The following is an 18,165-nucleotide window of genomic DNA, read 5'->3' on the forward strand; positions in this document are numbered from 1 at the left end:
GACCGCACCATGCAAACCCGTGAAGACATCTTCAACATCCTGCGCGACGCCCTGGTCGAGTTGTTCGAGCTGGACCCGGCCCGCATCAGCCTCGACGCCAACCTGTACCAGGACCTGGAAATCGACAGCATCGACGCCGTCGACCTGATCGATCACATCAAGCGCCAGACGGGCAAAAAAATCGCCGCTGACGAATTCAAGTCGGTGCGCACCGTCAACGACGTGGTAGAGGCTGTGTTCCGCCTGGTAAACCCGGCGGCATGAAACAGCTGATTGGCCTGGGCCTGCTGGTGGCCGGCCTGCTGTACCCGTTTGCGGTGCACTTCGGCATGGCCCATTTCGCCCCCTGGCAGTTCGGCCTGCTGCTTGGCAGCCTGTGGCTGGCCCGTGTGCTCAGCGCACCGCGCCGCCCCGGCAGCCTGTGGATGGCCGTGGCCGCCCTGGCATTCTGCTGCGTCCTTGGGCTATCCGACAGCCAGGCCCTGCTGCGCTGGTACCCGGTGTTGATCAGTGCCTTCATGCTGGCGCTGTTCGGTACTAGCCTGCTGCACGGCATGCCGGTGGCCGAGCGCCTGGCACGGCTGCGTGACCCACAGCTGCCGCCGCGAGCGGTGCGCTATACGCGGCACGTCACCCAGGCCTGGTGCCTGTTTTTTCTGCTTAACGGCCTGATCGCCGCCAGCCTCACGCTATGGGCACCCCTGACGTGGTGGACGCTGTACAACGGCATCATCGCCTATGCCGCCATGGGCGTGCTGTTCGCCCTGGAGTGGCTGATAAGACAACGTGTGCGAGGACGCTCATGAACTGGATCAACCTCGAACACCTGCTGCTGGCGCTGGACGCGTCGCGGCCGGTGACCCAGGCCCCCGCCCTGGACCATGCTGGCCTGTGCCAACAGGCCCTGCGGCTGGCGGGGGGCCTGCACCAGCGCGGTGCCCGGCGCCTGGCCATTCACCTGGAGGACGCGGCCCAACTGGCCGCCGCCCTGCTGGGTGCCTGGCGGGCGGGCGTCGAGGTGCTGCTGCCCGCCGACCTGCAGCCCGCCACCCGTGAGCGCTGGCACAGCCATGTCGACCTGTGGCTCAGCGACCAGCCCGGCGATACGCCGTTCGAGGCATTGATGGGCCAAGCCATGCCCCCCGCCGCGCTGGACCTGGACCTGTGCCGCATCAGCCTGTGCACGTCCGGGTCCAGTGGCGAACCCAAGCGCATCGACAAGCAGCTGCGCCAGCTGGCCAACGAGGTAGAGGCACTCGAGCAACTCTGGGGAGCCGACCTGGGCCGGGCCTGGATCATCGGCAGTGTCGCCACCCAGCACATCTACGGCCTGCTGTTCCGTGTGCTGTGGCCCCTGTGCGCCGGGCGCGGCTTCGAGCGGCGCCAGCTGCCCTTCCCCGAAGACCTGCAACGGGCCAGCCGTGAGCACCCTGCGTTCGCCTGGGTGGCCAGCCCTGCCCTGCTCAAGCGCATGGGCGAGAACCTGGACTGGCCTGCCCTGCAACCGGTGCGCAAGGTATTTTCGTCCGGTGGCGAGCTGCCAGCCGATGCCGCGCAGCGCCTGCAGCAACGCCTCGGCCAGTGGCCTGCAGAAATTCTGGGTAGTTCGGAAACCGGCGGTATCGCCTGGCGCCAGGGGCAAGCCCTGTGGCAGCCCTTTGCCGGCGTGCAATTGAGCCACGGCGCCGATGGCGCGCTGCGTATCGCCTCGCCTTACCTGCCTGCCGGGCATGTGGAACACAGCGCGGATGCTGCGGAGTTTTCGCCAGACGGGCGTTTCCGCCTGCTGGGCCGCCTGGACCGCATCGTCAAGCTGGAAGAAAAGCGCATTTCCCTGCCCATGCTGGAACAGGCCCTGTGCACCCACCCTTGGGTGGCTGAAGCGCGCCTGGGCATGATCGAACAAGGCCGGGCGTACCTGGCCGCGTTGCTGGTACCCACCGCAGCGGGCCTGCACGCGCTGCGCAACCAGGGCCGCCGGATACTGCTGGATACGCTGCGTAAACACCTGGCGGGCCACTGCGAGGCGCTGGCGTTGCCGCGCCGCTGGCGGCTGATGCAGCAACTGCCACTCAACAGCCAGGGCAAGCTACCCCAGGCGGCCCTGCACACATTGCTGGTGGCGCCACGCAGCATGGCGCCACAGGTGCTGGCACAGCAGGGCGCGGGCGACGAACTGCAGTTCAACCTCGCCGTGCCGCTGGACCTGGCGTGTTTCTCCGGGCATTTCCCGCGTACGCCAGTGCTGCCGGGCGTGGTGCAGATCGACTGGGCCATCGCCCTGGCAACCGAACACCTGCAGGCCGGGCTGCACTTCGCCGGCATGGAAGTGCTGAAGTTCCAGCAGCTGGTGCGCCCCGGCGACCAGCTGGCACTGAGCCTTCGCCTGGACAGGGCACGCAGCAAACTGTACTTCGCCTTCACCTGCGCGGGGCAGCCCTGCTCCAGCGGCCGTATCCTGCTGGAGAACACCTGTGCATAAGCCCTGCGCGGTCATCCCCGTGTACAACCACGAGCAGGCACTGCCGGCTGTGGTAGCCGAGCTGCAGCAAGCGGGCCTGCCCTGCGTGCTGGTCGATGACGCCAGTCATCCCGCCTGCGCGCAAGTGCTTGCACACCTGGCCTGCCAGCGTAATGTGTATCTGGTTACCCTGGCCGTGAACCAGGGCAAGGGTGGCGCGGTAATGGCTGGCCTGCGAGAGGCTGCACGCCTTGGCTTCAGCCATGCGCTGCAGGTAGACGCCGATGGCCAGCACAACCTGCTCGATGTGGGGCTGTTCCTCGACCAGTCGCGCAACCACCCGCAGGCACTGGTGTGCGGTTACCCCCAGTACGATGCCAGTGTGCCCAAGGGCAGGCTGTATGCCCGCTACCTCACCCACGTGTGGGTGTGGATCAACAGCTTGTCGCTGCAGATCCCCGACTCCATGTGCGGTTTTCGCGTGTATCCCCTGCCTGCCACCCTGGCGATGATCGACAGCGTCAAACTGGGCAAGCGCATGGACTTCGACCCTGAAATCCTGGTGCGCCTGGCCTGGCGCAACCAGCCGATGCGCTGGCTGCCCACCCGGGTGCACTACCCCCAGGACGGCCTGTCCCATTTCCGGCTGTTCCATGACAACGCGCTGATCTCGAAAATGCACGCCAAGCTGTTCTTCGGCATGCTGCTGCGGGCACCGGCAATACTCTGGCGCAGGTGGCGGGCATGAGCGAACCGTCGCAGCACTGGGCCGAACATCAGGAACGCGGCAGCTTCTGGCTGATGAAACTCACAGCCACCCTGGTGCGCCTGCTGGGCCGGCGCATGCTCAGCCCGTTGATCCACCTCATCGTCGCCTACTTCTTCCTGTTTGGCCGCCGCGCCCGGTGCAGCGCCTGGCAGTACCAGCAGCGGCTGCGCCAGTGGAGCGGCGGGCAGACCACCGCCCCCAGCCAATGGCAGGTGTTCCGCCAGTTCATGGCCTTCGCGGAGGCCCTGCTGGACAAGCTGGACGTGTGGAACGGCAAGCTGCGTATCGAAGACATCGAGATCCACGACCCGGCCCAACTGCGCCGGCAACTGCGCGGCAGCCGTGGGCAAATGCTGGTAGGGGCGCACCTGGGCAACCTTGAAGTGTGCCGCGCCCTGGCCGAAATCGGCGAGCAGGTCACCATGAACGTGCTGGTGCACACCCGCCATGCCGAGCGCTTCAACCGCCTGTTGGGTGAAGCGGGGGCTACCAACCTGAGGCTGATCCAGGTCAGCGAACTGGACCCAGCTGTCATGCTGCAATTGTCCGAACGGCTGGAGCGTGGCGAATGGCTGGCGATTGCCGGTGACCGTGTGCCCCTGCACGGCGGGCGCACGGTAGAAGTGGATTTCCTCGGCCACCGGGCAGCCTTTCCGCAAGGCCCGTGGCTGCTGGCGGGCATGCTCGAATGCCCGCTCAACCTGCTGTTCTGCCTCAAGCACCAGGGGCGCTACCACGTTACCCTCGAACCCTTTGCCGAGCGCCTGCAATGGCGACGCGGCCAGCGCGATCAGGTAATCGCCGAGTGGGCCACACGCTACGCCGACCGCCTGGGCCACTACTGCACCCAGGCGCCCCTGCAGTGGTTCAATTTCTACCCTTTCTGGAAGACCGATGACGATGCATCCGCATGAAGCTGTCACGTTCGGCGAAGCGCCGCTGGCAATCGAACAGGTGGTGGCCCTGGCAGAACGCCGTGCCCAGGTGCACCTGCAGGACGACGCCACCTACCGAGCGCGTATCGCCCGGGGTGCAAGGTTTCTCGACACCCTGCTCGACAAGGAAGGGGTGATCTACGGCGTCACCACCGGCTACGGTGATTCCTGCGTGGTGGCTGTACCGCTGGAACATGTGGAGGCGCTGCCACAGCACCTGTACACCTTCCACGGCTGCGGCCTCGGCAAGCTGCTGGATGCCCCTGCCACCCGCGCGGTGCTGGCCGCACGCCTGCGCTCGCTCAGCCATGGTGTTTCCGGCGTGCGCCTTGAGCTGCTGGAGCGCCTGCGCGACTTCCTCGCCCACGACATCCTGCCGCTGATCCCCGAAGAAGGCTCGGTGGGCGCCAGCGGTGACCTTACGCCGCTGTCTTATGTGGCCGCGACGCTGTCGGGCGAGCGCGATGTGATGTACCAGGGCATGCGCCGCAGCAGCGCCGACGTGCACCGGGAGCTGGGCTGGCAACCGCTGGTGCTCCGGCCCAAGGAAGCCCTGGCGCTGATGAACGGCACTGCGGTGATGACCGGGTTGGCGTGCCTGGCCTACAGCCGCGCCGACTACCTGCTGCAGTTGGCCACCCGCATCACCGCCCTGAACGTGATCGCCCTGCAGGGCAACCCGGAACACTTCGATGAACGGCTGTTCGCCGCCAAGCCGCACCCCGGCCAGGCGCAAGTCGCCGCCTGGCTGCGCCAGGACCTTGCCATCGACGCCCCGCTGCCGACCCTGCACCGCCTGCAGGACCGCTACTCGCTGCGCTGCGCGCCGCACGTGCTGGGGGTGCTGGCCGACAGCCTGGGCTGGCTGCGCGGTTTCATCGAAACCGAACTGAACAGTGCCAACGACAACCCGATCATCGACGGTGACGCTGAACGTGTGCTGCACGGCGGGCATTTCTACGGCGGGCATATCGCCTTTGCCATGGACAGCCTGAAAACCCTGGTGGCCAACGTCGCCGACCTGCTCGACCGGCAGCTCGCTCTGCTGGTGGACGTGCGCTACAACCATGGCCTGCCGAGCAACCTGTCCGGCGCGCCGGCCGACCGGGCGATGATCAACCACGGCTTCAAGGCCGTGCAGATTGGCACCAGCGCCTGGACCGCCGAAGCCCTCAAGCAGACCATGCCCGCCAGCGTGTTCTCGCGCTCCACCGAGTGCCACAACCAGGACAAGGTGAGCATGGGCACAATCGCTGCCCGCGATGCCCTGCGCGTGCTGGAACTGACCGAACAGGTGGCTGCCGCCGCGCTGCTGGCCGCCAACCAGGGTGTGTGGCTGCGCAGCCGCCATGCCGATGCACGCCCATTGCCGCCTGCGCTGGCGCACATGCACGAAGCGCTGCTGGGTGAGTTTGCCCCGGTGATCGAAGATAGGGCCCTGGAGCAAGACCTGCGCCACTGCCTGCAGCGGATCGGCCAGCGCCACTGGAGGCTGCATGCGTAGCGCCGGGGTATTTCACATCGACAGCGAGGTGGTCGTGCCATTCTTCGACGTCGACAGCATGCACGTGGTGTGGCATGGCCATTACGTGAAGTACCTGGAGGTGGCCCGCTGCGCCCTGCTCGACCGCCTCTCGCACAACTACGTGCAGATGCAGGCCAGCGGCTACGCATGGCCGGTGATCGACCTGCAGTTGCGCTACATGCGCGGCGCCACCTTCGGCCAGCGCCTGAGCGTGCGGGCCAGCCTGGTGGAGTGGGAAAACCGCCTGAAAATCCATTACCTGATCAGCGATGCCGAAACCGGTGAGCGCATGACCCGGGCCAGCACCGTGCAGGTCGCCGTGCACATCGCCAGTGGCGAAATGCAGCTGGCCTCGCCCCAGGTAATGCTCGATGCCGTCCAGCAGGTGCTTGCATGAACCCCATCGATAACCGCGCCCTCCGGCGTACTGCAGGCGTCGGCTTGCCGGCAATAGCCTGCAAAGCAGGGCCGCTCGTCCTGGCTTTGCTGCTGTGGCTTATCAGCCCCCTCACCTTCGCCTTCACCCTCGACGACCTGCAAAAGCAGCTCAGCGCCCCCGCCGTGGTCAAAGGCCCGTTCGTGCAGGAAAAGCACCTGCGTGCCCTGCCCCAGCCGCTGCTGAGCCAGGGGCAGTTCGTGCTGGCCCGCGACCACGGGCTGCTGTGGCTGCTGCAAACCCCGCTGCGCCAGGACTACCGCATCGATGCCCATGGCATCGCCCGGCGCGACCCGAGCGGCTGGCAGGCTTTGCCCAACCGTAGCGCCGGTGCCGAGCAGAACCGCCTGTTCTTCGCCGTGCTGCAAGGCGACAGCACCGGTCTGCAACGTGACTTCGAGCTGGCCCTCACCGGGGACGCCGCCCACTGGCAGTTGCAGCTCACCCCCCGTTCGCTGCTGCTCAAGCAGGTGTTCAAGCGCATCGACATCACCGGTGGGCGCTATGTACAACGCATCGAATTGAGCGAAACCCAGGGCGACAGCACGGTGCTGCGCATGCCCGAAAGCAGCGGCGCTGCTGACCTGAGCGACGCGGAGCGCAGCGACTTTGCCAACTGAACGCCTGCTGCCGCGCCTGTTCGTCTGCCTGCTGCTGGCCATGCTTGCCGTGGCCGGCTGGCAGTGGCACCGGGGCGCGCCGCTGTCCGCCGACCTGATGTCGCTGGTGCCTGGCGCCACCCAGGATCCACTGGTGCAGCGTGCCGAGCAGCGCATGCAGGAGCCGCTGAACCGCGAGCTGCTGGTACTGGTAGGGCACCCGCAACGCCAGCAGGCGCTGGCCCTGGCCGAGAAGCTGGCCGGGCAGTGGCAAGCCAGCGGCTTGTTCGAAAAGGTCCAGTGGAGCCTGCAGACCGACCTGCAGGCTGTGCGCACGCAGTTGTTGCAGGGCCGGCTGGCCATGCTGGCGCCCGCAGACCGGCAACAGCTGGAAGCGCAACCCGATGCGTTCGTGGCGCAACGGGTGCAAAGCCTGTTCGACCCGTTTGCCGGGTTCAGCCTGGTGCCCAACCAGGACGACTGGCTGGGGCTCACGGGGCGTGTCCAGAACAGCCAGCCCAAGCCCGCCAATGTCGAACTGGATACCGCCAGCGGCGCACTGATCGCCCAGGCTGATGACCACTATTGGGTGCTGCTGCGTGCCCGTACCCTGGGCAACGCATTCGACATGCAGCTGCCATTGCAGGTGGCCGACCTTCTGGCCAACGCCCGCCAGCAGGCCGAACCGCTCGGTGCCCAGCTGCTGGCGGCCAGCGGCCTGCTGCACGCTGCTGCCGGCCAGCAGCAGGCCAGCCGCGAAATCAGCTGGGTAGGCGGTGGCGCCACGCTGGGTATTCTGCTGCTGCTGTGGCTGGCCTTCCGTAACTGGCGGGCACTCCTGGCGTTCGTACCAGTGCTGGTGGGCATGCTGTTCGGCTCGGTGGTGTGCGTGGCCCTGTTCGGCCAGATGCACGTCATGACCCTGGTGCTCGGCTCCAGCCTGATCGGTGTGGCGGTGGACTACCCACTGCACTACCTGTCCAAGAGCTGGAGCCTGAAACCCTGGCAAAGCTGGCCGGCGGTGCGCCTAACCCTGCCGGGCATGAGCCTGAGCCTGGCGACCAGCTGCATTGGCTACCTGGCCCTGGCCTTCACACCCTTCCCGGCCCTGACCCAGATCGCCGCGTTTTCCGCCGCCGGCCTGCTGGGCGCCTACCTGAGCGCGGTGTGCCTGCTGCCCGCGTTGCTGGCGTCGGCGCAGCTCAGGCCGGCGCTATGGCCGCTGCGCATCACCCAGGCCCTCACACAGTGGCGTGAAGCGCTGCTGCGCAGGGTGCCCAGTGGTGCCTTGCTGGCCTTGGTGCTGCTGTTCTGCGCCGGCGGCCTCTGGCACCTGCAGACGCGCAACGACATTCGCCAGTGGGTCGGTACGCCGCCGCAACTGTTGCAGCAAGCCCAGGCCGTGGCACGCATCACCGGCTACCAACCTACCAGCCAGTTCTACCTGGTGCGCGCCGCCGACCAGCAACAACTGCTGGCGCGCACCCAGGCGCTGGGGGCCAAACTCACGGAACTGGTGGAACTGGGCAAGCTCAAGGGCTTCATGAGCCTCAGCCAGCTGGTTGCCAGCCCCGCCGAGCAACAGCAGGCGCGCAAGGCGCTGGAGGTGCTGCCCGAGCACTGGCAGCCGCTGGTGGCGCTTGGCGTACCCGAAGCGGCCTTGCAGGCCGAGATCCAGCAGTTGCAGGCATTACCTGTGCAGGCCATCGAACACGTGTTGGCAGGCCCCCTGGGCGAAGCATGGCGGCCCTTGTGGCTAGGCGCCGATGCACAGGGCGTAGCTGCCATCGTCAGCCTTCAGGGGTTGTCGGATGCAGCGTTGCTGCAGTTGCAGACCCAGGACCTGGACGGCGTGCAACTGGTAGACCGCTTGGGGGAACTCAACCAGCTGTTTGCGGCGACCCAGGTGAGCGCAGCGGAACTCAAGCTGCTGTCCTGCGTGCTGATCCTGGTGCTGCTGGTGATGCCCTTCGGCCTGCGTGGTTCGCTGCGCATCGTTGCACTGCCGCTGCTGGCCGCGCTGTGCAGCCTGGCGAGCCTGGGCTGGCTGGGCCAACCCCTGACGCTGTTCAGCCTGTTCGGGCTGTTGCTGGTGACTGCCATCAGCGTCGACTACGCCATCCTCATGCATGAGCGCATAGGCGGGGCGGCCGTGAGCCTGCTGGGTACCCTGCTGGCCGCGCTCACCACCTGGCTGTCGTTCGGGCTGCTGGCCCTGTCCAGCACCCCGGCGGTGAGCAACTTCGGCGCAGCGGTAAGCCTGGGCCTGGTCTTCAGCTTCCTGCTGGCGCCCTGGGCCGCCCCTCGCGACGGAGCGCCAACGCCACCATGACGATCATTCTGTTCTGGGGCCTGGCGTTGGCAGCATTTGCCCTCGCCAGCCAGCTGGGCAAACGACTGGGCCTGATCCCCATCGTCAGCCAGCTGCTGCTGGCCACCCTGGCGCTGCCTGCGGTGATGGGGCTGTGGATAACCCCGCACTGGCAGCTGGACGGCCCCGCACTGATCGCACCGGCCTGGGTCAAGACCCTGTACGGCGCCAGCTTTGCCCTGCTGCTCGGGCACATCCTCACCGATGTGCTGGCCCTGCGGCCAGACCGCCAGGCTGTGAAACTGGCGGTACCCAGCTTTCTGCTGCCGTTTGCCTGCGGTCTGGCCTGCGCAACAGGGCTGATGGGTTTGAGCGGCGTCGCTGCCTTGGCCTTGGGCCTGGTCTTCGCCATTACCGCAATTCCTGTGTTGTACCTGTACCTGCGGGCTATCGATTACCCCGCTGCCGCCAGCCGGCGGTTGCTGCAAGCGGCCATCCTGATCGACGTGGCCTGCTGGCTGCTGCTGGGCCTGGGCCAAGGCAGCCTGCACCCGGGCGCACTGGCGTTGCCGTTGCTGGCAGCCTTGCTGCCGCTGCCGCTTCACGCACTGGGCCAGCGCGCACCCAAGGTTTATGGGGCGCTGTTTCTGGTGCTGCTATTCGTTGCCGAGCACTACAAGCTCAATGCCCTGGTCTTCGGCATGGGCTACCTGGCCTGCCTTGCCTGGCGCAGGATACCGGCCACGCTGCCATTGCCCGATACCTGCAACCGGCGAGTGCAACACAGCCTCGCCGTGCCGTTGATACTGACCTACGGCGTGATACAGATCGATGCACACCACGCCCTCGACAGCCTGGACGGCTGGCAACTGTGCGCGCTGGTCGCGCTGCCGATCGCCAGCAAGCTGCTGGGTAACTGGCTTGGCCTGTGCTGGGCCGCCCCGTCATTCCCCGGGGCCAGCAGATGGCGCGAGAGCCTGCTGCTGAACATTCGCGGCCTCAGCGAAATCGTTTTCCTCAACCTGTTGCTGTCGCAGCAGCTGATCAGCCCTGCCGTGTATTTCGCGCTGATGCTGATGAGCCTGGTTGCCACCCTGATGCCGGCGCTGGCCGGCCTGCACCGTCTTCCACTCAACGCCCCATCCATGGCAAGGAGCCCGCATGCCAAACGCTGACCTACAACAACGCCAAGTGCTGGTGATCGGTGCCGGGCCTTCCGGCGCCATCGCATCGGCCCTGCTCAAGCGCCAGGGGCACGATGTGCTGGTCATCGAACGCCAGCGTTTTCCGCGTTTTTCAATCGGTGAAAGCCTGCTGTCCCACTGCCTGGATTTCGTCGAAGAGGCCGGCATGCTCGAGGCCCTGCAAGCCGCAGGCTTCCAGCACAAGAATGGCGCCGCCTTCGCCTGGGGCGACGAATACACGGCGTTCGACTTCGGCCAGACCTTCACCCAGGGTAAACCCAGCACCTTCCAGGTGCAGCGGGCCCGCTTCGACCAGTTGCTGGCCGACCAGGCCGAAGCCCAGGGCGTGGAGATACGCTACGAGCACGAGATCGTCAGCGCCGACATGAATGGCGAGCAGCCTCAGGTGCGGGTGCGCCGCCCGGACGGCAGCGAGTACACCGTGCAGGCCGGCTTCGTGCTGGACGCCAGCGGTTACGGCCGGGTACTGCCAAGAATGCTGGACCTCGAAGCACCGTCGGCCTTCCCGGTGCGCCGGGCCGTGTTCACGCACATCGAAGACCGTATCGACCACCCAGGCTTCGACCGCGACAAGATCCTCATCACCACCCACCCCGAGCACCGTGACATCTGGTTCTGGACCATCCCCTTCAGCGACGGCCGCACCTCACTGGGCGTGGTGGCGGCCGCAGAACACTATGCCAACGCCCCCGAGGACCTCGACGCCTGCCTCAAGCACTTCGTGGCACAGGCGCCGAGCCTGGCCAAGGTGCTGGCCAATGCAGTGTGGGATACCCCGGCGCGCACCATCGGGGGCTATTCGGCCAACGTCAAGGCGCTGCACGGCAAGGGCTATGCCCTGCTCGGCAACGCCGCCGAATTCCTCGACCCGGTGTTCTCCTCCGGCGTCACCATCGCCATGCGCTCGGCGAGCATGGCCGCCGGCCTGCTGCACCGCCAACTGCAAGGTGAAACGGTGAACTGGCAGACCGAGTTTGCCGAACCCCTTCAGCAGGGCGTCGACACCTTCCGTGTCTATGTCGAAGGCTGGTACGACGGCAGTTTCCAGGACGTGATCTACCACCCAGGCAGCTCGCCGGAAATCCGCGCCATGATCAGCTCCATCCTGGCTGGCTATGCCTGGGACACGCGCAACCCGTTCGTGGCCGAACCCCGGCGCCGCCTGCGCACCCTGGCCGAACTGTGCGCGAGGGCGCCGGCATGAGTGAGCGCCCGTTCCTGAGCGACACCTATGTCGAGGAAACGCGCATAGGCTTTCGTTTTCTCGCCAGTCACACCTGGCAGCACCACGTGCTGCGGGTGGCCATCGAAGACCTGCGCCGGCTGTTCGACGGTGCACCGCCCCAGGGCGCAGTGCTGCTGGATGCTGGCTGCGGGCAGGGCAGGTCGTTCAAGCACCTGCAGCGGGTATTTGCGCCCGCTCGCCTGCTGGGCACCGATGCCGACCCGCACAGCCTCGACCTGAGCGCAGCCGAAGCCCAGCGCCTGGGCATCGATGTGGAGCTGTGCGGCAGCGACTGTGCCAAGCTGCCCTACCCTGACGCCAGCATCGACCTGCTGTTCTGTCACCAGACCTTTCACCACCTGGTGGAACAGGAAAAAGCCCTGGCCGAGTTTTACCGAGTACTCAAGCCGGGTGGCTACCTGCTGTTCGCCGAGTCCACCGAGGCGTACATCGATACCTGGGTGATCCGCTGGTTCTTCCGCCACCCCATGCACGTGCAGAAGAGTGCCGAGGGCTACCTGCAGATGCTGCGCAGCCAGGGCTTCGAGTTTGGCCCTGCCAATGTCTCCTACCCCTACCTGTGGTGGAGCCGGGCCAAGGACTTCGGCCTGCTCGAGCGCCTGGGCCTGCGCAAGCCGCCACCGGTGGGCGAACGCGAGGAAACGCTGGTCAACGTGGTTGCGCGCAAGCCGCTGGAGCCCGCATGAAAGCCTTCCTGGCATGCGCGCTGTGCCTGCTGCTGAGCGCCTGCGCGGCGCGCCCGCCCCTGCCTGAGCGGCTGCCGGGGCTGACCCTGCCGCAGCAGTTGCATGTGCAGCGCGAACAGGCCGGCCAGCGCCAGGACTGGTTGCTGGTGATCCAGGACGAGCACCAGCGCTTGCGCTGGTCGCTGCTCGACCTGCTGGGCATCCCCCAGGCCCGGCAGCTGCTGGACGGCCAGCAATGGCAGGCCGATGGGCTGCTGCCGCCCAACCCGGCAGCCCGGGAGCTGTTCGCTGCCGTATTGTTCGCCCTTACCCCGCCCGCGCAGCTGGCCCAGCTTTATCCACAGGCCCGCGAGCAAGCGGGGCAGCGTTGGCTGGGTGACCGCTGGCACGTCACCTATCGGGGCGAGGATGCCTTCGACTTGAACCTCGGTGAAGGCCTGCGTTATGTAATCGACCCCCTGCCTCACGAGAACCGACCATGACCGCCTACCTCAATGCCCTAGGCCTGATCTGCGCCCTTGGCCAGGGCCAGGCCGAAGTGGCGGCCGGCCTGTTCGCCGGCGATTGTTCCGGCATGCAGCCCGCGTCAGGCTGGATCCCCGACCGCTGCCCGCCCGTGGGTGCGGTCGCCGCGGCATTGCCCGCAGTACCGCTGCCCGAGCAGCACAGCCGCAACAACCAGCTGCTGTACGCGGCCGCCCTGCAGATCGAGCCGGCCATCCGCCAGGCGATCGCCCAGTATGGTGGGCATCGTGTTGCCGTCATTCTCGGGACCAGTACGTCCGGCATTGCCGAAGGCAGTGCCGCCATCGGCCAGTTCATCAACAGCGGGCAGTTCCCTGCCGACTATCACTACGCACAGCAGGCACTGAGCGCGCCGGCCGACTTCCTCGCCGACTGGCTGCAACTCAGCGGCCCGGCCTACGTCATCTCCACGGCCTGCACCTCCAGTGCCCGCGCCTTGCTCAGCGCCCGGCGCCTGCTGCAGCTGGGCGTGTGCGACGCCGTGCTGTGCGGCGGCGTCGACAGCCTGTGCAGCCTCACCCTCAATGGCTTCAGCGCCCTGGAAGCGGTCAGTGAGCAGCGCTGCAACCCGTTCTCGGCCAACCGCGATGGCATCAACATTGGCGAGGCGGCGGCCCTGTTCCTGATGACGCGCCAGCGCAACGCGCAAGGCCGCACCCTGGCACTGCTGGGTGCCGGTGCCAGCTCGGACGCCCACCACATATCCGCGCCCGACCCGACCGGTGCCGGCGCCTTGCGGTGCATGGGCAAAGCACTGGACAATGCCGGCCTCGCGCCCGCGCAAATCGACTACCTGAACCTGCATGGCACCGCCACTGCGCACAATGACGCCATGGAAAGCCTGGCCGTGCATGCCCTGTTCGGTGCCACGGTGCCGTGTTCGTCGAGCAAGCCCATGACCGGCCACACGTTGGGTGCGGCCGGCGCGCTGGAAGCAGCGTTCTGCTGGCTGAGCCTGAGCGAGCACAACCCGTTGGGCCTGCTGCCACCGCATGTGTGGGACCAGCAGCGCGACCCTGCGCTACCGTGCCTGGCCCTGGTGGATGGCCGCCAGCGCCTGGGTACTGATGGCCCACGCCGTTTGATGAGCAACTCGTTCGCCTTCGGCGGCAATAATGTCAGCCTGATTCTCGGAGACACCGCATGAACCCCTGGCCACTGGCCGAGCTGCTGCCCCACGCCGGCGACATGATCCTGATCGACCAGATCGAGCGCTGCGATGAGGAGCAGATCTTCACCCGCACCACCGTGCAGCCTGGCGGCCTGTTCAACCGCGCCGACGGCAGCCTGCCGGCGTGGCTGGGCATCGAGCTGATGGCCCAGAGCGTCGCGGCCTATGCCGGCTGCCGCGCCCGGCGCAACGGCCAGGCAGTCGAACTGGGTTTCCTGCTGGGTGCGCGCAAATACGAATGCGATGTCGAGCACTTCCCCGCCGGCGCCGAACTGCACATCCACGCCCAGCGTTCGCTCGAAGACGACAACGGCATGGGCGTGTTCGAATGCCACCTGCGCGGCCCCGGCATCCATGCCAGTGCCCGCCTGAACGTGTACCGCCCGCCGCAAGCGGCCAGCTACCTGGCCGAAGCGGGCCCTGAGGAGTCCCCCCATGACTGACACCATTCTGGTCACCGGTTCGAGCCGCGGCATTGGCCGCGCCATCGCCCTGCGCCTGGCCCGGTCCGGTTACGACCTGGTCCTGCATTGCCGCAGTGGCCGTGCCGAGGCCGACGCCGTGGCCGAGAACGTGCGGGCCCTGGGCCAACAGGCACGGGTGCTGCAGTTCGACATTGCCGACCGTGCCGCCTGCCGCGCCGCCCTGGAGAGCGATGTGGAGCAGCATGGGGCGTATTACGGCGTGGTGTGCAACGCCGGGCTGACCCGCGATGGCGCCTTCCCGGCGCTTACCGACGAAGACTGGGACCAGGTGCTGCGTACCAACCTGGACGGTTTCTACAACGTTCTGCAGCCACTGACCATGCCAATGATCCGCCGTCGGGCACCCGGGCGCATCGTCTGCATCACCTCGGTGTCGGGGTTGATCGGTAACCGTGGCCAGGTCAACTACAGCGCCTCCAAGGCGGGGCTGATCGGCGCGGCAAAGGCGCTGGCGATCGAGCTGGGCAAACGCCGCATCACCGTCAATTGCGTGGCCCCTGGGCTGATCGACACGGCCATGCTCGACGAGCACGTGCCTGTGGACGAGCTGATGAAGATGATCCCTGCCGGGCGCATGGGCACCGCTGAAGAAGTGGCCGGTGCAGTCAACTTCCTGATGTCGGCGGAGGCTGCCTACATCACCCGCCAGGTGCTGGCCGTGAACGGGGGGTTGTGCTGATGCGCCGGGTTGTCGTCACCGGCATGGCCGGCATCACCTCGCTGGGCAGCGACTGGGCGACCATCGCCGGGCATTTCGCCAGCCAGCGCAGTGGCATCCGGCGCATGGTCGAATGGGACCGCTTCGAAGAAATGAACACGCGGCTGGCCGGCCCCGTCGATGATTTCAAGGTGCCCGCCCACTGGACCCGCAAGCAACTGCGCAGCATGGGCCGGGTATCACGCCTGGCGGTGGCCGCGGCCGAGCGGGCACTGGCCGATGCAGGCCTGCTGGATGACCCGAGCATCCGCGATGGGCGCATGGGGGTGGCCTGCGGCTCGTCCACCGGCAGCACGGACGAGATCAAGGCGTTCGGCAACATGCTGCTCAACTCGGTGGCCGACGGCCTCAATGCCAATTCCTACGTGCGCATGATGCCGCACACCACCGCCGCCAATATCAGCATCTTCTTCGGCCTCACCGGGCGCCTTATCCCCACCTCCAGTGCCTGCACCAGCGGCAGCCAGGGCATCGGCTACGCCTATGAGGCGATCAAGTACGGGCGCCTGCCGATGATGCTGGCCGGGGGCGCCGAAGAGCTGTGCCCCACCGAGGCGATGGTGTTCGATGCGCTGTACGCCACCAGCCTGATGAACGACACCCCGCACCTTAGCCCGCGCCCCTACGACTGCCGCCGTGATGGCCTGGTGATTGGCGAGGGCGGCGGCATGCTGGTGCTTGAAGAACTTGAGCACGCCCGCGCCCGCGGGGCCAGGATACACGCCGAAATCGTCGGCTTTGGCAGCAACGCCGACGGCCAGCACACCACCCGCCCCGAGCAGACGACCATGCGCCGCGCCATGGAGCTGGCGCTGGAGGATGCCGGCCTGGCACCCGCAGCAATCGGCTATGTGAATGGCCACGGTACCGCCACCGAGCAGGGCGACATCGCCGAGACCCTGGCGACCAGCAGCCTGTTCGGCACCCACATGCCCATCAGTTCGCAGAAGAGCTTTCTCGGCCACACGCTCGGGGCGTGCGGGGCACTGGAGTCGTGGTTCAGCATCGAAATGATGAACAGTGACCGCTACGTGCACACCTTGAACCTGGACGAAGTAGACCCGCGCTGTGGCGAACTGGACTACCTGCGTGGCGAGTTCCGCACCATGAACCACCAGTTCGTGATGAACAACAACTTTGCTTTCGGTGGGGTCAACACGTCGTTGATCTTCCGCCGCTGGCCGTAATCCCCAACCTGGAGAGTATGGAATGTCCCCTCTGATCCGCGCAGCGGCCCTGGGCCTTGTACTCACCGGCCTGGCCGGCTGTACGTCGAAGCCGGTGCTGAACCCGGCTGAACAGCTGGCCTCCGCGACACCCTACACCCAACAGCAGGTGCAACAGGCCATTCTGAAGGCCATTGCCGACCGCGGCTGGACGGCACGCTCGGTAAACCCGAGCGTGATCCAGGCCGACATCACCGTGCGCAACACCTTCTTCGCTGCCGTGGATATCCACTACAGCGCCAGCCAGTTCCGCATCGCCTATCGCGACAGCCGCGAACTGGGGTACAAGGACGGCAAGATCCACCGCAACTACAACCGCTGGGTCTACAACCTGGACCGCAGCATCGTGCGTGAGCTCAACACAGTGAGCAGCCAGAGCCTGTTGCAACAAAGCAGCGTTACCCCCTAACCACCGACCAAGGAAGAACCGATGCGCTTGAAGACCCTTACCGCCGCCACTGCCCTGCTGCTGGCTGCACTGCCAGGCCTGAGCCAGGCCCGTGATACCGCGCTGTTCCTGCCCTTCGACAAGGTAGTGCAGCAAATGCTTGCCGAGAAGAAGCTCGATGGCTCGGTCAAGTTCTACCTGGCGGGCGTACAGCCACGCGGCAAGGTCAAGGTGGTCAGCCCCAACGCCGTGACCAACAAGAAGACCAACGCCTTCAACAAGAGTGACGAAGTGGCCTGCGAATGGGCCCTGCAGTCGGCCCTGCTGACCATGCAGGACGCTGCGCGCAAGGCCAACGCCAATGCCGTGACCAACATCGTCAGCTACTACAAGCGCAACGAGCGCAAAGACCCGGCCACCTACGAGTGCCATGCCGGCGCGGTCATCGCCGGTGTTGCCATCAAGGGCGACCTGGCCCGCGTAGACTGATACCCAGGCGCAACCGGGGCAGGCTGGTGTCAGGCCTGAACCTGCCCGGTCAGCAGTTCGGCGAAGGCTGTGGCCATCGCCGACTGCTGGCACTGGCGCTGTACCAGCCACACGGCAGACGTGGCTTCGGTATCCAGTAACGTGCGGTACACCACGCCCTCGATGCGCATACGCTGGTAAGAAGCCGGCAGCACCGACACCCCAAGCCCCGCCGACACCAGCCCGATGATCGTCATCGCCTCCCCTGCCTCCTGGGCAAAGTGCGGGCTGAAGCCTGCCTGACGCGCCAGGCTGAGCAGCTGGGCATACAAACCACTGCCATAGCTGCGCGGGAAGAACACAAAAGGTTCCTGGGCCAGCGCTGCCAGATGCACGCCTTGCTCCGTGGCCTGAGCCAGCGCATGCGAGGCATTGATCACCGCCACCAGTGGCTCGCGGAACAGCTCCGTGGCAACCAACCCTTGGGGCAGCGGCATCGGCCGCATCAGGCCCACTTCGATGGACTCATCGAACACCCCTTCGGCGACTTCGCGGCTGCTCATTTCCTTGAGGTTCAGGTGCACTGCCGGAAAGCGCTGGCGGAAGGCATGGATCGCCTGGGGGATCTTCGACGTGAACGGCGCAGAGGACGTAAAGCCGATCTTCATCTCGCCCAGCTCCCCCAACTGGGCACGCCTGGCCACATCGGCCGCCTTCTCGACCTGGGCCAGTACCAGCCGGGCCTCCTCCAGAAACAGCCGCCCGGCCTCGCTGAGTTCCACCCGACGGTTGGTACGCTCGAACAACCTGGCGCCCAGCTCGTGCTCCAGCGCCTGGATCTGCTGGCTCAGGGGCGGCTGTGAAATGCCCAGCTGCTGGGCGGCGCGGCCAAAGTGCAATTCTTCGGCAACGGCAACGAAATAGCGCAGGTGACGCAGCTCCATGGGCAGGCTCCAACAGGTCGTGAAACGTCTTAAATAGGTCGAACAATATATTGGATCTAATCATTAG

The 18,165-nt window shown here is 66.5% G+C and carries 20 protein-coding genes; 19 read left to right on the forward strand and 1 reads right to left on the reverse strand.

Going from position 1 to position 18,165, the window contains the following annotated elements:
- Nucleotides 1-9: 9 nt before the first annotated feature.
- From PPA02S_RS15780 to PPA02S_RS15870, 19 genes are read left to right on the forward strand one after another with little or no spacing between them, the layout of a single operon-like run.
- Nucleotides 10-264: an acyl carrier protein gene (locus PPA02S_RS15780; protein ID WP_028632002.1), complete on the forward strand. Its 255-nt coding sequence runs from the start codon at nt 10-12 to the stop codon at nt 262-264.
- The gene (locus PPA02S_RS15785; protein ID WP_028632003.1) at nt 261-806 is read left to right on the forward strand and encodes a COG4648 family protein; all 546 of its coding nucleotides are present in this window, start codon (nt 261-263) and stop codon (nt 804-806) included. The genes PPA02S_RS15780 and PPA02S_RS15785 overlap by 4 nt, the downstream gene beginning before the upstream one ends.
- The gene (locus tag PPA02S_RS15790) at nt 803-2,482 is read left to right on the forward strand and encodes an ApeI family dehydratase (RefSeq protein ID WP_028632004.1); all 1,680 of its coding nucleotides are present in this window, start codon (nt 803-805) and stop codon (nt 2,480-2,482) included. The genes PPA02S_RS15785 and PPA02S_RS15790 overlap by 4 nt, the downstream gene beginning before the upstream one ends.
- Complete coding sequence (locus tag PPA02S_RS15795; RefSeq protein WP_028632005.1) at nt 2,475-3,209, forward strand: glycosyltransferase family 2 protein; 735 nt, start codon at nt 2,475-2,477, stop codon at nt 3,207-3,209. Before PPA02S_RS15790 ends, PPA02S_RS15795 begins: the two co-directional genes overlap by 8 nt.
- On the forward strand, nt 3,206-4,144 hold the full coding sequence (locus PPA02S_RS15800) for a lysophospholipid acyltransferase family protein (protein ID WP_028632006.1): 939 nt from the start codon (nt 3,206-3,208) through the stop codon (nt 4,142-4,144). The genes PPA02S_RS15795 and PPA02S_RS15800 overlap by 4 nt, the downstream gene beginning before the upstream one ends.
- Nucleotides 4,125-5,669, forward strand: coding sequence for an HAL/PAL/TAL family ammonia-lyase (locus PPA02S_RS15805; protein WP_028632007.1), 1,545 nt, complete (start codon nt 4,125-4,127; stop codon nt 5,667-5,669). The genes PPA02S_RS15800 and PPA02S_RS15805 overlap by 20 nt, the downstream gene beginning before the upstream one ends.
- Nucleotides 5,662-6,087, forward strand: a complete 426-nt coding sequence (locus PPA02S_RS15810) for an acyl-CoA thioesterase (RefSeq protein ID WP_028632008.1) — start codon at nt 5,662-5,664, stop codon at nt 6,085-6,087. The genes PPA02S_RS15805 and PPA02S_RS15810 overlap by 8 nt, the downstream gene beginning before the upstream one ends.
- Nucleotides 6,084-6,746 carry an outer membrane lipoprotein carrier protein LolA gene (locus tag PPA02S_RS15815; RefSeq protein WP_080667805.1) on the forward strand — a complete coding sequence of 221 codons (663 nt, stop codon included), beginning with the start codon at nt 6,084-6,086 and terminating at the stop codon, nt 6,744-6,746. The genes PPA02S_RS15810 and PPA02S_RS15815 overlap by 4 nt, the downstream gene beginning before the upstream one ends.
- Nucleotides 6,736-9,057: an MMPL family transporter gene (locus PPA02S_RS15820; protein WP_028632010.1), complete on the forward strand. Its 2,322-nt coding sequence runs from the start codon at nt 6,736-6,738 to the stop codon at nt 9,055-9,057. Before PPA02S_RS15815 ends, PPA02S_RS15820 begins: the two co-directional genes overlap by 11 nt.
- On the forward strand, nt 9,054-10,211 hold the full coding sequence (locus PPA02S_RS15825) for a cation:proton antiporter (protein WP_028632011.1): 1,158 nt from the start codon (nt 9,054-9,056) through the stop codon (nt 10,209-10,211). Before PPA02S_RS15820 ends, PPA02S_RS15825 begins: the two co-directional genes overlap by 4 nt.
- Nucleotides 10,198-11,445, forward strand: a complete 1,248-nt coding sequence (locus tag PPA02S_RS15830; protein ID WP_028632012.1) for an NAD(P)/FAD-dependent oxidoreductase — start codon at nt 10,198-10,200, stop codon at nt 11,443-11,445. The genes PPA02S_RS15825 and PPA02S_RS15830 overlap by 14 nt, the downstream gene beginning before the upstream one ends.
- On the forward strand, nt 11,442-12,173 hold the full coding sequence (locus PPA02S_RS15835) for a class I SAM-dependent methyltransferase (RefSeq protein ID WP_028632013.1): 732 nt from the start codon (nt 11,442-11,444) through the stop codon (nt 12,171-12,173). The genes PPA02S_RS15830 and PPA02S_RS15835 overlap by 4 nt, the downstream gene beginning before the upstream one ends.
- Nucleotides 12,170-12,655, forward strand: coding sequence for a hypothetical protein (locus tag PPA02S_RS15840; RefSeq protein WP_028632014.1), 486 nt, complete (start codon nt 12,170-12,172; stop codon nt 12,653-12,655). The genes PPA02S_RS15835 and PPA02S_RS15840 overlap by 4 nt, the downstream gene beginning before the upstream one ends.
- Nucleotides 12,652-13,845: a beta-ketoacyl-[acyl-carrier-protein] synthase family protein gene (locus PPA02S_RS15845; RefSeq protein WP_028632015.1), complete on the forward strand. Its 1,194-nt coding sequence runs from the start codon at nt 12,652-12,654 to the stop codon at nt 13,843-13,845. The genes PPA02S_RS15840 and PPA02S_RS15845 overlap by 4 nt, the downstream gene beginning before the upstream one ends.
- Entirely contained in the window at nt 13,842-14,312 is a 471-nt protein-coding gene (locus PPA02S_RS15850) for a hotdog family protein (protein WP_028632016.1), read from the forward strand. The genes PPA02S_RS15845 and PPA02S_RS15850 overlap by 4 nt, the downstream gene beginning before the upstream one ends.
- On the forward strand, nt 14,305-15,033 hold the full coding sequence (gene fabG, locus PPA02S_RS15855; RefSeq protein WP_028632017.1) for a 3-oxoacyl-ACP reductase FabG: 729 nt from the start codon (nt 14,305-14,307) through the stop codon (nt 15,031-15,033). The genes PPA02S_RS15850 and fabG overlap by 8 nt, the downstream gene beginning before the upstream one ends.
- The gene (locus PPA02S_RS15860; protein WP_028632018.1) at nt 15,033-16,259 is read left to right on the forward strand and encodes a beta-ketoacyl-ACP synthase; all 1,227 of its coding nucleotides are present in this window, start codon (nt 15,033-15,035) and stop codon (nt 16,257-16,259) included. The genes fabG and PPA02S_RS15860 overlap by 1 nt, the downstream gene beginning before the upstream one ends.
- Before the next feature lie 22 nt (nt 16,260-16,281).
- Nucleotides 16,282-16,707 (forward strand): hypothetical protein, encoded by a 426-nt coding sequence (locus tag PPA02S_RS15865; RefSeq protein ID WP_028632019.1) that lies wholly within the window; start codon nt 16,282-16,284, stop codon nt 16,705-16,707.
- Nucleotides 16,708-16,728: 21 nt separating this feature from the next.
- Nucleotides 16,729-17,175 (forward strand): hypothetical protein, encoded by a 447-nt coding sequence (locus tag PPA02S_RS15870; RefSeq protein WP_028632020.1) that lies wholly within the window; start codon nt 16,729-16,731, stop codon nt 17,173-17,175.
- A gap of 29 nt (nt 17,176-17,204) precedes the next feature.
- Here PPA02S_RS15870 and PPA02S_RS15875 read toward each other — a convergent pair whose 3' ends face one another.
- On the reverse strand, nt 17,205-18,098 hold the full coding sequence (locus PPA02S_RS15875) for a LysR family transcriptional regulator (RefSeq protein ID WP_028632021.1): 894 nt from the start codon (nt 18,096-18,098) through the stop codon (nt 17,205-17,207).
- Nucleotides 18,099-18,165 lie beyond the last annotated feature (67 nt).

The organism is Pseudomonas parafulva NBRC 16636 = DSM 17004 (assembly GCF_000730645.1).
In the GTDB taxonomy this organism is placed as follows: domain Bacteria; phylum Pseudomonadota; class Gammaproteobacteria; order Pseudomonadales; family Pseudomonadaceae; genus Aquipseudomonas; species Aquipseudomonas parafulva.